The sequence below is a fragment of the Halobacillus sp. ABA4_118 genome (genome assembly GCF_056160205.1).
In genome coordinates, this window is the sequence record NZ_JBSWWS010000001.1 from 159,150 (window position 1) to 172,412 (window position 13,263).

General features: G+C 48.5%; 14 protein-coding genes. 2 read left to right on the plus strand and 12 right to left on the minus strand.

The genetic code is table 11. The features are described from left to right. Positions 1 to 119 precede the first annotated feature (119 nt). Together secDF and ACXAGL_RS00900 are read right to left on the minus strand one after the other, a co-directional pair. Positions 120 to 2,402 (minus strand): protein translocase subunit SecDF, encoded by a 2,283-nt coding sequence (gene secDF, locus ACXAGL_RS00895; RefSeq protein ID WP_474989445.1) that lies wholly within the window; start codon positions 2,400 to 2,402, stop codon positions 120 to 122. Between the two features lie 138 nt (positions 2,403 to 2,540). Further along, on the minus strand, positions 2,541 to 2,834 hold the full coding sequence (locus tag ACXAGL_RS00900; protein ID WP_474989447.1) for a post-transcriptional regulator: 294 nt from the start codon (positions 2,832 to 2,834) through the stop codon (positions 2,541 to 2,543). Between the two features lie 113 nt (positions 2,835 to 2,947). Here ACXAGL_RS00900 and spoVB point away from each other — a divergent pair, with 113 nt between their 5' ends. After that, positions 2,948 to 4,504 (plus strand): stage V sporulation protein B, encoded by a 1,557-nt coding sequence (gene spoVB / locus ACXAGL_RS00905; RefSeq protein ID WP_474989449.1) that lies wholly within the window; start codon positions 2,948 to 2,950, stop codon positions 4,502 to 4,504. Positions 4,505 to 4,747: 243 nt separating this feature from the next. On the opposite strand, the gene ACXAGL_RS00910 is transcribed toward spoVB, so the two are convergent. Beyond that, positions 4,748 to 5,404, minus strand: a complete 657-nt coding sequence (locus ACXAGL_RS00910) for a DUF421 domain-containing protein (protein ID WP_474969084.1) — start codon at positions 5,402 to 5,404, stop codon at positions 4,748 to 4,750. A gap of 55 nt (positions 5,405 to 5,459) precedes the next feature. Continuing rightward, positions 5,460 to 6,749, minus strand: a complete 1,290-nt coding sequence (locus ACXAGL_RS00915) for an ArsB/NhaD family transporter (RefSeq protein WP_474969085.1) — start codon at positions 6,747 to 6,749, stop codon at positions 5,460 to 5,462. Positions 6,750 to 6,873: 124 nt separating this feature from the next. Here ACXAGL_RS00915 and ACXAGL_RS00920 point away from each other — a divergent pair, with 124 nt between their 5' ends. Continuing rightward, a complete protein-coding gene (locus ACXAGL_RS00920; RefSeq protein WP_027955285.1) occupies positions 6,874 to 7,257 on the plus strand; it encodes a TIGR04086 family membrane protein in 384 nt (127 codons plus the stop codon). Between the two features lie 37 nt (positions 7,258 to 7,294). Here ACXAGL_RS00920 and yajC read toward each other — a convergent pair whose 3' ends face one another. The 8 genes from yajC to ACXAGL_RS00960 all read right to left on the minus strand — a co-directional run bounded on the left by yajC (position 7,295) and on the right by ACXAGL_RS00960 (position 13,227). Next, entirely contained in the window at positions 7,295 to 7,555 is a 261-nt protein-coding gene (gene yajC / locus ACXAGL_RS00925) for a preprotein translocase subunit YajC (RefSeq protein WP_027955284.1), read from the minus strand. Between the two features lie 16 nt (positions 7,556 to 7,571). After that, positions 7,572 to 8,708, minus strand: a complete 1,137-nt coding sequence (gene tgt, locus ACXAGL_RS00930; RefSeq protein WP_474989451.1) for a tRNA guanosine(34) transglycosylase Tgt — start codon at positions 8,706 to 8,708, stop codon at positions 7,572 to 7,574. Positions 8,709 to 8,741: 33 nt separating this feature from the next. Next, positions 8,742 to 9,767 carry a tRNA preQ1(34) S-adenosylmethionine ribosyltransferase-isomerase QueA gene (gene queA, locus ACXAGL_RS00935; RefSeq protein WP_474989453.1) on the minus strand — a complete coding sequence of 342 codons (1,026 nt, stop codon included), beginning with the start codon at positions 9,765 to 9,767 and terminating at the stop codon, positions 8,742 to 8,744. Between the two features lie 63 nt (positions 9,768 to 9,830). Further along, complete coding sequence (locus ACXAGL_RS00940; protein ID WP_027955281.1) at positions 9,831 to 10,028, minus strand: DUF2905 domain-containing protein; 198 nt, start codon at positions 10,026 to 10,028, stop codon at positions 9,831 to 9,833. Further along, on the minus strand, positions 10,025 to 11,026 hold the full coding sequence (gene ruvB, locus ACXAGL_RS00945; RefSeq protein WP_474969088.1) for a Holliday junction branch migration DNA helicase RuvB: 1,002 nt from the start codon (positions 11,024 to 11,026) through the stop codon (positions 10,025 to 10,027). Before ruvB ends, ACXAGL_RS00940 begins: the two co-directional genes overlap by 4 nt. 18 nt (positions 11,027 to 11,044) lie before the next feature. After that, a complete protein-coding gene (gene ruvA / locus ACXAGL_RS00950; RefSeq protein ID WP_474971194.1) occupies positions 11,045 to 11,662 on the minus strand; it encodes a Holliday junction branch migration protein RuvA in 618 nt (205 codons plus the stop codon). 162 nt (positions 11,663 to 11,824) lie between these two features. Beyond that, complete coding sequence (locus tag ACXAGL_RS00955; protein WP_474989455.1) at positions 11,825 to 12,403, minus strand: BofC C-terminal domain-containing protein; 579 nt, start codon at positions 12,401 to 12,403, stop codon at positions 11,825 to 11,827. A 71-nt stretch (positions 12,404 to 12,474) separates the two neighbouring features. Next, positions 12,475 to 13,227, minus strand: coding sequence for a YebC/PmpR family DNA-binding transcriptional regulator (locus ACXAGL_RS00960; protein ID WP_474989457.1), 753 nt, complete (start codon positions 13,225 to 13,227; stop codon positions 12,475 to 12,477). Between the last annotated feature and the right edge of the window lie 36 nt (positions 13,228 to 13,263).

Consider the following 13,263-nt stretch of genomic DNA (forward strand, 5'->3'; position numbering starts at 1 on the left):
TCTCTCCTTTTTCATATCCGATTACTAAAATATACCCGTTCTCCAAACAAACAAAAAGCGGTCTTTCCAACAGGAAAGACCGCTTGATCCGGACCACATTCCATTACCCGAAGGAACGGTTACACCTGAGGTCCGTCATTACGCTTTTTCTTCACATAGTTGATCGGCTTATCTTTGATATTTCTGCCGCGCCAGACGAGCCATAGCTGGGACGCAATAAACAGGGACGAATAGGTTCCTGCCAGCAGTCCGATGACAAGGGCGAAAGAGAAATTCGTAATCGATGAGGCACCGAAGACGAGCAGCATAACCGCTGCAAAGATGACCGTAATCACCGTATTGAAACTTCTAGCCAAGGTCTGCATTAAGCTGTCATTCACAATCTTAGCCAGCTCCGTAAAGGACTTGACTTTCTTCTTCAGTTTCAAGTTCTCCCGGATCCGGTCAAACGTAACGATGGTATCGTTGACAGAATAACCGACAATGGTGAGAATGGCTGCGATGATCGTGATATCGAATTCCAGCCTTGTAATGCTGAAGAAGGCGAGAATGAAGAACGCATCATGCAGCAGGGCGATAATGGCGGTAATCGCAAAGAATATTTCAAAACGAATCGTTACATAGATGATGATTCCAATCGAAGCATAAAGAACAGCAAGCGCTGCGTTTTTCGCCAGTTCCTTGGCCACAATCGGAGACACTGTACTGATATTCGGTGTACTGCCGAACTCCTCTTCATAGTACGACTGGATGTCAGCTACTTTATCCTTGCTCAGTTCAGAATCAAACCTCGCAACAGCAATTTCATTGTTATCCCCTGAAATGACCACCTGTTCAGGAGAAACATCAAATTCACTTTCCATTGTCTCCTCCACTTGAGAAGCGGTTATATCCCCGTCCGATAAAATGGAGACACGGGAACCATTGGAGAAATCAATTCCGAGATTGAGTCGGAATACAGACAGCGCAAGAACACCGGCTGCGATCAGGAAAATGGAAATCGTGAAGAACAACTTCCGTTTGCCGACAAAGTTAAAGGAACGCTTCATGAAAGTGGCATCCACTTCTCCACCATCTTCGATATTTTGAATCTGCTCCGGTTTGACCCCGAACCAGCGCGGACGTTTATTAAGGAAACGGCTCTTCACCCATAGACTCATAAACAGGCGCGTTCCATACACCGCCGTTACAAAACTCACCAAAATACTGACAATGAGCATCGTAGCGAAGCCTTTCACCGAACTTGTACCGAAAATGAACAGCACGGAGGCCGCAATCAACGTGGTTATGTTCGCATCCATGATGGTGGACAACGAGCGCTTATTCCCTGCTTTGTAGGCAGACATGAGCGACTTGCCTGATTTCAGTTCTTCTTTGATCCGTTCATAAGTAATGATGTTGGCATCGACGGCCATCCCCACACCCAGAATCAAGGCAGCAATTCCCGGCAGGGTCAGCACCCCATTCATCAATTCAAAGACAACTAAGATCAAATAAATATAGACGGACAGCGTCAGCGATGCAATGACACCTGGGAATCGGTAGTAGGCAATCATAAACAGGAAAATAGCGGCTACGCCGATCACTCCTGCGATGATCGTTTTGTTCATCGCCTGTTCCCCGAATTGAGCCCCGACGGAATTGGAATACGTTTCTTCCAGATTCACAGGCAGAGAACCTGCATTCAATACGTCTGCCAGCTGCTGGGCGGACTCAACGGTGAAGTCGCCGCTGATTTGAATGGAATTGCTGCGGATCGGTCCATTCTCGCGGAAGGACGGAGCTGAAATATACTCAGGATCCGCTGATCCGTACTGTTCTGCAAAGGATGTTTCTTCATCGTAATCCAGCCAGATGACAAGCAGGTCGTCCGGATAGGGGGTCGATGGATCATCCGTTGTATTATAAACTTCCTCTGAAACATCGTAAAAATCAGAGGCGCTTTTCACCTTCAAAGTTACGACCGGTTCATTTGTATTTGGATCGAAGGACTGCTGGGCACTTCCTTCCACTAAATCGGATCCATCAAGAAACAGCTTTCCATCTGTACTTCTGAATGTTAATTCCGCTGTCGTGGAAAGCAGTTCCCTTGCCGTCTGCTGGTCCTCCACACCGGCCAGCTGCACACGGATCCGTCCGTTATCTTCAATGGATATGTTGGTTTCACTGATTCCCAGCGTGTTGACACGCTGACTCAGCGATTCCGCCGTGGCTTCCAATACCTGTTCATTCACTTCCTGGTCTTCGTTGAGAGGCTCCACATCATAAAGAATTTCAAAGCCACCCTGCAGATCCAGTCCTAGTTTGATATCTTTTGTAACTCCAGTAATCGTCGTCCCAATCGTAGCTGCCAACAACAGCACCACGATGAAAAAGGCGACAATCCGCCCTCGTTTCACCATTCGCTTCTGCTCCTCCTTTATGTATCCCGGCACGGGGAATGCCCCCGTATGGTTGTACAAAACAGGGTCCGGTCTTTCCCGTCCCTATTCTACTACTTTTTACTTTTTTCGCAACAGCATCCGTGTAAAGCTGTGTTTTTATCCCGATTCTGTCTGGTTGAGTGCTTCAATAGACGCGAGCAGATCATCATTTTGATAAGCTTCAACCGTCAGATAACTTGTGTAGGTATGACTGGATAAATGAAAAATATCCTGAACCACCTGGTGAAGCCTCATTTCCGGCTCCCCTTTCCACACCTTGGACATGAGACAGTTCCAGATTTCCGTTTCTGTCGCCCGGGGGTAGCCAAGCAGTTTGAACTCCTCCGCTTTACTCTTTGTTACCGGAGCTACTTCCTTTTTCCACAATCCGACACGCTTATAAGGTTCCATATCAATACTCCTCACTTCATCATTTCGTAGAATCCGTAGTCATGCCTTGTCCACGATTGAGCATATACTTCATTGTATCGGAATTTCATTTCTTTGAGAAGGCGGATCGAAATATGTCTAAACAAACTTTTCTCCACGGGGCTCTGATTCTCGTTGCCGCCGGATTAATCACCCGGTTCCTCGGCTTTGTGAACCGCATCGTCGTGGCGCGGGTCATGGGTCCGGAAGGCGTCGGGCTTTACATGATGGCCCTTCCAACCTTAATCATGGCGATTACCATCACCCAGTTCGGACTTCCTGTAGCGATTTCCAAACGTGTATCAGAAGCGGAGGCTACAGGGAACGAAGGGAAAATCAAGCGGATTTTGATCGTATCCCTCGCTGTAACTACGACATTAAGCATCGTTTTTACAATCGGTATTTTCATGCTGGCCCCTGTCATAGCTGAGCATTTCTTAACGGATGCACGGGCCCTTTCCCCGCTGCTTGCGGTTACACCGATCATACCGATCATTGCTGTTTCCTCTGTCATCCGGGGCTATTTCCAGGGAAGGCAGAACATGAAGCCGCAGGCTGTTTCCCAAGTCATTGAGCAGGTCGTCCGTATCGGATCGGTCATTCTTTTTACGAAGATGCTCTATCCATATGGTGTGCAGTATGCAGCTGCTGGTGCGATGGGAAGCGCGGTCCTTGGAGAATTGGTGTCCCTGTTGTATATGCTCAGGCAGTTCAATATTCATAAAAGCTTCCGGCTGCGAAAATCGTGGAAAAAGAACCTTGGCGAAGGGCGGAAGACATTGAATGAACTGATGACCATTGCCCTGCCTACGACCGGCAGTCGTTTTATCGGTTCGCTGACTTACTTTTTCGAACCAATCCTTGTCGCTCAGAGTCTGGCCCTTGCCGGTTTTGCAGCTGTAGAATCCACAAAACTTTATGGAGAATTAACCGGTTATGTGCTTCCGCTTCTCTTTCTGCCGACATTTCTTACGCATGCCCTTTCTACAGCACTCGTCCCCTCCATCAGCGAAGCCGCAGCCAAAGGAAATAAGGAAACCATCCGCTACAGAATTATGCAGTCCATCCGTCTATCGATCGCTTCCGGCGGTTTGATCACGATTGTGTTCATGATTTTCCCTGTTGTGATTTTAACCGCAGTATATGGGACAAGCCATGCTTCTTTCATGCTCCAGTTCATGGCCCCCTTCTTCCTGCTCCATTATATCCAGACGCCTCTCCAGGCCACCCTGCAGGCCCTTGACCTGGCACGTCCAGCTATGTGGAACACCCTTATTGGAGCAGTTGTGAAATTCATCGTCCTTGTCGCCCTTACCTCCCGTCCTGAATTTGGTATACACGGAGCGGCTGCGGCCATCTGTGTCGGGGTGGTCATTGTCACCCTGCTTCATCTTCAAGTCCTTGTGAAATACAACGTCCTACGCTTTCCTTTTCTATTGTTCTTTAAATTTTTCATCGTCATCGGAACGACCGGTATCGTCGGTTTTATTTGGAAAAACAACTGGCTCCATGAAACCCGGCCGCTTTCGCAGCTGCTCATTATGGGCGGCGGGCTTGCCATCCTCTACCTGTTTCTGACGTATGTGTTCCAGCTGATTCGAAATGAAGAATGGAAAATGATCCCCTGGAAGAAAATCCTGCCAAAAAAATAAGAACCTGCGTCTCCTGGAGCGGTATGGACTCTTGCCCCCGTTCCATGTTCACTTAATAGTAATCAGGTAACCCTGCCGGCTATAGAGGAGCATTAAACCATTTTGAAAAGAAAAGAGGAGGATCTTCTGTTCAACAGAAGATCCTCCTCTTTTCTTTTCAGCTTACGTTTGTTTCCAATCGTGCCCATGGCATCCTTTCGATGACAGACGGTCCATAAGCAACCAACCTAGAGGCAGCTGGTTTTAATGGAATTCATTCTTTCGATCAAACTGAAGCTCTCCCTGATCATTGATTGTGCAGAGAGAGACCTCCTTCACCTCGGTGAGGCCTTGATGGTGGAGCCGTTCCAACAGCCAGCGTCTGCTTTTTCCGATGATCTTCAGCCCGCTTTTTTGAATCTCTCCGTCTGCAATTAAAACGACTGCATAATCAGAGGTTCCATCTTCCTTTTTCTCAAAGACAGACAATTTTCCTGATGGCTCTAAAACGGCATATGCCACGTCCTGCACTTCATGAACGCCATGCTCACGGAGCTGAAGAAGCAGATCATTGAAGTTATAACGCTGACGCCTCATTTCATATTCATCCACTCTCCCGTGCTTGATGATCACAGAGGGCTTTCCGTCGAACCAGTTTCTGAACGCCTGATTTTTAAGTGACATCCAGGCGCTGCCGATTTGAATCGCCAGGAGGACCGCCATAGGGACAATCGCCTTCCAGATTTCTTCATCCGGCTCTTCGATAAGAAAAACAGCAATTTCAGCCAGCATGATAAATACGACAAGGTCCATGACACTCAGCTCTCCGATTTCCCTTTTGCCCATAAACCGGAAGACGAGCAGAATAATCAGATAGGTGATGAGGGTTCGAAAAATTACAGAGATGACAAGCACGTCCATCCACGACCTTTCCTCTTCCGTGCCTTTGTTGTTAATATCACCTATTTTTCAAAATTTATGACAGGAACGGCAGAAGATAGCGGAACCAGATGTACACACTGCAGATCAGCAGGGATACGAGCAGAACAGGGATTCCGTACAAAGAAAACTTCAGAAAAGGAATCGGCTTGTTGTGACTTGCTGCGAGTCCGGCTACAACCACGTTTGCAGAAGCTCCCACCAACGTCCCGTTCCCGCCAAGGCACGCGCCAAGCGCCAGCGCCCACCAAACAGGATCCACGTTCATCATTCCGTAGCCCTGAAGTTCCTGGACGACTGGGATCATAGCTGCCACGAATGGGATGTTATCCACGACCCCTGACAAGATTCCCGCACTCCACAGCATAACCATGGCGGTTACAGGCAGGTCCCCTCCGGAAAGCCAGACCATTCCACGGGCCAGTTCATCAATGACGCCGACCGTCTCCAGTCCTCCGACAAGCATGAACAGTCCCATGAAGAAGAATAACGTTACCCACTCCACTTCTTGAAACACATGCTCCACGTCAAGCTCTTTTTCAGAGAGGAACAACAGCAGGAGCGCACCGCTGACAGCGATCGTCGTAATATCCATATGGATGAACGGGTGCATCATAAATCCAGTAATGGTCAGAAGCAGGACACCCACCGATTGGAATAGAAGCGGGGTGACCTTCAAATCGGCTTTGGCGTTTCTCTCCATCAGCCGCCGGGCCAGTGCTTCATCATAAACGAGTCGTTTGCGGTATAAAAGAATCATGCCGGCCATCATGACGACAAAAATGACAATAACAATGGGACCAAGATGGTACATAAAGGAGACAAAACTGAAATGCTCCACGGCTTGTCCGATCATAATGTTCGGCGGATCCCCGATCAGTGTTGCTGTCCCGCCGATATTGGAACTGAAAATGGTCGTAATCAAATAAGGAAAAGCGGGGAGCTTCAACTCATCGATGAGGGACAGGAGTACAGGAACAAATAAAAGCACCGTTGTCACGTTGTCCAAAAAGGCAGAGCCTACTGCGGTAAAAATGCCGGTGACGATCAACAATGGAACAGGCCGTCCCTGGACGATCTGGACGAGTCGGACAGCCATGAACGAAAAAATACCGGTTTTCTTTGTAATGGAGACAAGGACCATCATCGAGAACAAGAGGGCGACCGTTTCCCAGTCAATAAAACCGAAAGCATCCTCCCACGCATAAACCTTCGTCATTAATAAAAGGACGCCGCCGGCAACAGCCACGAGTGCCCGGTTCAGTTTCTCTGTCATGATGAGGATGTAACTTGCAGTAAATATGAGAATTGCCAGTACGGTTGACATAGATCTTCCCCTTTTATACGGACTTTTTATATACGTATTCACGGGAAGGCAGAAATATCTGCTTCTATCTCTATGGATTTTGCGCATATAGTGAAAGTGACAAGCTGAATCCAGGAGGGTCGATATGAAGAAAATGATGCAGGGTGTGCTGGGCTACGGGATTGGATCCATCTTTATCCTGATGATTGTTTTTTCCGGGGTACTGGCCGGGTTACTGAAGCTGACAGAAATGGAATACGGCACATTGAACCAGCTCGCATTAATCGTCGGAATCAGTATTCTGGCATTCGGAGGTGGGGCGGCCGCCTATAAGGGAGAACAGAAAGGATGGCTGGCCGGCGTCTTAACCGGTGCTGTATTTGTAGGGGCGATGGCCTTATTCCAAATCATTTTTGAAAATACAATGGTAACACTGCCGCAGCTCAGCTATTTCGGAGGGCTGATCCTTGCGGCATGGCTGGGGGGAATGATCGGGGTGAACCTGCCTAAAAAAACAGCAAAGCGGTAAAAAATAGAAAACCCCGCTCCATGAGCGGGGTTCTGTATTATTCGCTGGCTTTTTCACGGATGGAGGAACGGTCGAACTTCATCTGCGTTCCATCTTGTACACTGATAACAAGGGTACCTTCGTCAATCGCATGTATTGTACCGTGCATTCCTCCGATAGTAATGATCTTGTCACCTTTCTGTAAATCCGACTGCATCTGCTGCACTTGTTTCTGTTTCTTCTGCTGCGGGCGGATCAATAGGAAATAGAAAATGACAAACATTAGAATAATCGGTAACAGGCCTACTAATGTGTCCATCTATTATTCCCCCTTTCTAAAAGTTCTTTGCATTTGGTTTATTGAAACCATATTGTTCAAAGAATTCTTCTCTAAAATCACCGAGTCGATCTTCTCTAATGGCTTCACGCACTTGCCTCATTAAGTTTAACAGAAAATAAAGATTATGATAAGTCGTAAGTCTAAAACCAAAAGTTTCGTTGGCTTTGACTAAATGACGGATGTACGCCCGGCTGTAATTCCGGCACGTATGGCAGTCACAACTTTCATCAATCGGGCGGAAATCGCGGGCATATTTCGCATTGCGGACAACGAGACGGCCCTGGGAGGTCATCAATGTACCATTTCTGGCAATACGTGTCGGCAGGACACAGTCAAACATGTCAATGCCGCGGATGCTTCCGTCGATCAGGGAATCCGGTGAACCGACGCCCATCAGGTAACGGGGCTTTTCATCCGGAAGAAGCGGTGTCGTAAAGTCGAGCACACGGTTCATGACATCTTTCGGCTCCCCTACAGACAAGCCTCCGATAGCATAGCCGGGGAAGTCCATGGACGTCAGGTCACGGGCGCTCTGCTGACGAAGATCTTCGTATTCCCCGCCCTGGATGATTCCGAACAAGCCTTGATCATGAGGACGCTTGTGAGCTTCCAGACATCTTTCTGCCCAGCGGCTCGTCCGTTCTACAGAGTCTTTCATATATTTGTGTTCAGCTGGATACGGCGGGCATTCATCAAAGGCCATCATAATATCCGCGCCAAGAGAGTTTTGAATGTGCATCGCTTTTTCCGGAGAAAGGAACAGCTTCTCTCCACTGATGTGGTTGCGGAAGTGCACCCCCTCCTCTTCGATCTGACGCAGGTCGCTCAAGCTGAACACCTGGAAACCGCCGGAATCCGTTAAAATGGAGCCGTTCCAATTCATAAATTTATGAAGGCCGCCGGCTTCCTCCACGATATCCTCCCCGGGCCTGAGCCACAGGTGGTACGTGTTGGAAAGGATGATCTGAGCCCCCATCCGTTCCAGTTCCTCGGGACTCATCGTCTTCACTGTAGCAAGAGTACCGACAGGCATAAACATTGGGGTTTCGAAAGAGCCATGTGGTGTATGGACTTTTCCGAGGCGCGCGCCTGTCTGCTTACAAGTTTTGATTAATTCATATGTGATTGCCATTTTTCCTATCCTTTCTTCCATAGATCATCCTGATCATTTAATAAACATAGCATCCCCGAAGCTGAAGAAACGATAGCGCTCCTCGACAGCACGGTGATAGGCTTCCATTACGAAGTCACGGCCGGCAAATGCACTCACCAGCATGATGAGCGTGGATTTCGGAAGGTGGAAGTTCGTAATCAGCCCGTCAATGGCCTGAAGCTTCTGCGGGGGATAAATAAAGATATCCGTCCATCCGCTTGCTTCTGTGAACGTTCTGTAGTCCCTCATGATCGTCTCCAGTGTTCTGGTAGATGTTGTACCCACGGAAATGATTCTTCCGCCGTTTTCGCGGACCCTGTTCAGCTGATCGGCGGTTTCACGGCTGAGCTGATAAAATTCCGCATGCATATCATGCTCTTCGATATGATCGACGCTCACCGGGCGGAATGTTCCAAGACCGACGTGCAGTGTCAGGTAGGCAAGCTCCACCCCTTTTTCCTGCAGCTCTTCTAAAAGAGCGTTCGTAAAATGAAGCCCCGCTGTTGGAGCGGCTGCTGAGCCTTCTTCTTTCGCATAGACCGTCTGGTACCGTTCTCTGTCCGACAGCTGCTCTTTAATGTAAGGAGGCAGCGGCATTTCACCAAGAGATTCAAGGACTTCCAGAAAGATGCCTTCGTAGCTGAACTTCACTTTCCGTCCGCCATGCTCCTGGATTTCCGTACATTCAGCCGTAAGCTTTCCGTCCCCGAAGACGATTTTCGTTCCTTCCTTCACCTTTTTCGCTGGTTTCACAAGGACTTCCCATTCATCTTCCTTTGTCTGATGCAGCAGAAGAACTTCGACTTTCCCTCCGCTGTCTTCCTTCACCCCGAACAACCGGGCTGGAAGGACACGTGTGTCGTTCAATACAAGACAGTCCCCGGAATTCAAGTCTTCCGTAATATCAGCAAAGTGCTTATGCTCGATGTTCTCTGTGCTGCGGTCGCAGACCATCAATCGGGAAGAGGAGCGGTCCTCAAGCGGAACCTGCGCAATCAACTCTTCCGGCAGATCGAAATCATACTGCTTAATATCCATACAAATCCCCTATTCTTCCTGAGATAATTCTTCTTTCCTCGTGCCCGATTCCTGCAGGTGCTGCTAAAATCTCCGAATCAAATAAAAAATCAAAGATAAAACAATACTCGCAATAATCGAGGTCATAATCGGAAAATAAAATGTGACATTTCCTTTTTTGAAAGAAAGGTCACCAGGGAGCCTGCCGAACAGACTCCATACGATTCCTATGACAATAAACACAATCCCTATAACAATAAAGATTCTGCCAAACCCCGTCAAGAGCCAGGCACCTCCCTGTTGAAATGGGCATAGGCTTTCGGGGTCACAACCCGGCCGCGCGGTGTGCGCTGGATATAACCGATCTGCAGCAGATACGGCTCGTACACATCTTCGATCGTCTGCGATTCCTCGCCGATTGTCGCTGCAATCGTATCCAGTCCTACAGGGCCGCCCTGAAAGCTGTCCATGATCCCCATCAATAGTTTGTGATCAATAAAATCAAGTCCTTCAGCATCGACCTGAAGCATCCTCAGCGCTTCCTGTGTCGTCGCTTTGGAGATGACGGTTTCGCCTTTGACCTGGGCAATATCCCGGACCCGTTTCAGGAGCCGGTTGGCAATCCGGGGGGTCCCGCGTGAACGGCGGGCCACTTCGACAGCTGCATCTTTCTCAATCGATACAGAAAAAATTTCCGCCGTCCGCTCTACAATGGAACAGAGCGCTTTCGTATCATAATATTCCAGGCGGCTGTGTACACCGAAACGGTCCCGGAGAGGTGCGGACAAGAGCCCCGCCCTCGTCGTTGCTCCTACAAGCGTAAAGGGAGGGAGATCAAGGCGTACCGACCTTGCACTCGGCCCGGTCCCGACGACAATATCAAGACAGAAATCCTCCATCGCTGGATAAAGCACTTCCTCAACAGAACGGGGAAGCCGGTGAATTTCATCAATGAAAAGAACGTCCCCCGGCTCAAGAGAGGATAAAATAGCAGCCAAATCCCCGGCCCGTTCGATGGCAGGCCCCGCTGTGGTCCTGAACTGCACACCCATCTCGTTGGCGATGATCGAAGCGAGCGTCGTTTTCCCAAGTCCCGGAGGGCCGTACAAAAGGGCATGATCAAGCGGTTCTTCCCGCATTTTAGCGGCTTCAATAAAGATGCTCAAGTTGTTCTTCACCTGATCCTGTCCGATGTACTGACTTAACCTTTCCGGCCTCAGGCTCAGTTCAAGATCCTGATCGGCCTGCTGCTGCTCACCGGATATCATCCGTTCATCCATGGATATGCCTCCTTTTCTTTATGATTTCATCAACATCTGAAGTCCTTGTCTTACGTAATCATCCACGGTACCCTGCTTGGATTTCTCAAGCTGGGTGCGGACCATCTTCACTTCCTTCTCTGTATATCCAAGCGCCTTCAAGGCTTCAATGGCGTCATCGATCAGCTCACGTTTTTCACGCGACGTCAAATCCTCCTGATAGAACAAGGTTTCTTCGTTCTGCTCATCCGGCAGCCATACAATCAGTTTGCCTTTCAAATCAAGGATCATCTGACGGGCGGTCTTCTTACCGACGCCGGGGAATTTAGTCAGGTACTTTTCGTCTTCCTGCTCAATGGCAGAAACAAACTCCGGTACACTGACCGTCCCGAGAATAGCCAGTGCTCCTTTCGGTCCGATCCCGGATACGTTGAGCAATTGGCCGAACAACTGTTTATCTTCCTTTTTCCTAAATCCATACAAGGATTGATTGTCTTCCCGGATATAGTGGTACGTATGTACTTTCACTTCTTGATTCATCTGTGTTTCAAAATGAAAAGGATTGGCACATAAAATCTCGTAACCGATCCCGCTTACTTCTATCGTGATCGACCCTTCTTCAAGCGTCGTCAGCTGACCTTTGATATAACTTATCATCTGCTGCAACCTCTCCTGCTCTCTAGTCTTAACCCTCTTATTGTAACATAGAACCATATGTTCGCCTATGTACACGCACGGAAAATGAAGGGGGTTAAACCGATGGAAATGGGAGGGTATCCATACCGAAAACAGCCGCAGACAGGCTGCGGCTGTTTGTCCTTACATCTGCTTTTCTTCTGAATACTGGTGGACCACCTGCTCAAAGTGGACGGAGTCCTTAATCTTTATGCCATTCTTCAATACATCGATACGCTTCGACTCCAACGGCTTTACAGGAATCGGCTTGAACGACTCGATGACCTTCCCTTCGTTGGGAATCCCTTGAAAAACGGCCAGTTCGCCGTCCTCATTCAATCCAAAATATCCGTGCTGTTTCGTGAGTGGTGATATATCCTCCACCTGCCGTTGAAAAACAATACGATCCAGCTCCTGATTTTCCACTCTCCAGCCTTCATATGAAGCCCAGAAATCCACCATCGACCAGATTGTTTCCTTTTTGGTTGTTGTTTCCACCACTCCATCGAGGTAGTGCTCCTTCAGGACAATCGTCAACTCCAAAGGTTCAGCCTGAACCAGTGTTTCGACGCTCGGTTCTGATGCTTCTTTTTTCGTCTCTTCCACACTTCTCATCAGGGTGTGGTCCTTCCCTTCCAGAACAGCGGGAGAACAGGAAGCAAGAATCAGACATACGAGAAGCCAGCTGATGATTCCATAGGCGACAGCTTTCACAGCACTCACCCTCCCAAATAAAAATAACTTCTATTTCCAGTGTGTCCAGAAATAGAAGTTATTATCATAGAAAGGCAGAATCAGGACAATTTTTCGAGAACCGCTTCATCAGCATCGAGGTTATGATACACTTCCTGGACGTCATCGTTGTCCTCAAGCATATCAATCAGCTTCAGCATTTTTTCTACGCCCTCTTCATCGAGTTCTGTATAGGTTTCAGGAATCATCGTCACTTCACTTGTAGAAAACGTGTAGCCGCTGTCTTCCAGCGAAGCTTTCACATCAGAAAAGGCTTCCGGCTCTGTATAAATTTCAAAGCTCTCTTCTGTCGTGTCCATTTCCTCAGCACCTGCTTCAATCACTTCCAGCATGACGGCTTCTTCACCTGCATCCGTTGTGGACCGGTCGATGACAAGATAGCCGGAGCGGTTGAACATAAAGGCGACACAGCCGTTTTCACCAAGATTGCCGTCATTTTTACTGAAGGCATGGCGCACTTCCCCGGCGGTACGGTTTTTATTATCCGTCAGCACTTTGACCATTACAGCTACGCCCCCGGGACCGTATCCTTCATAGGTGAACTCTTCATAGTTGACGCCTTCCAGATCCCCGGTGGCCTTTTTAACGGCCCTTTCGATGTTATCCTTCGGCATATTGTTAGACCTTGCTTTATCTACTGCTATCCGGAGGGCAGGATTGGTTTCCTCATCCCCTCCGCCCTGTTTAGCAGCCATGAAAATTTCACGGGCCAGCTTCATAAAGAGTTTTCCTCTTTTGGCATCCTGAGCCCCTTTACGATGCTTGATATTGCTCCATTTTGAATGGCCTGCCATTGGACATTCTCCTCTCCCCAAAACATTTCTATCTTT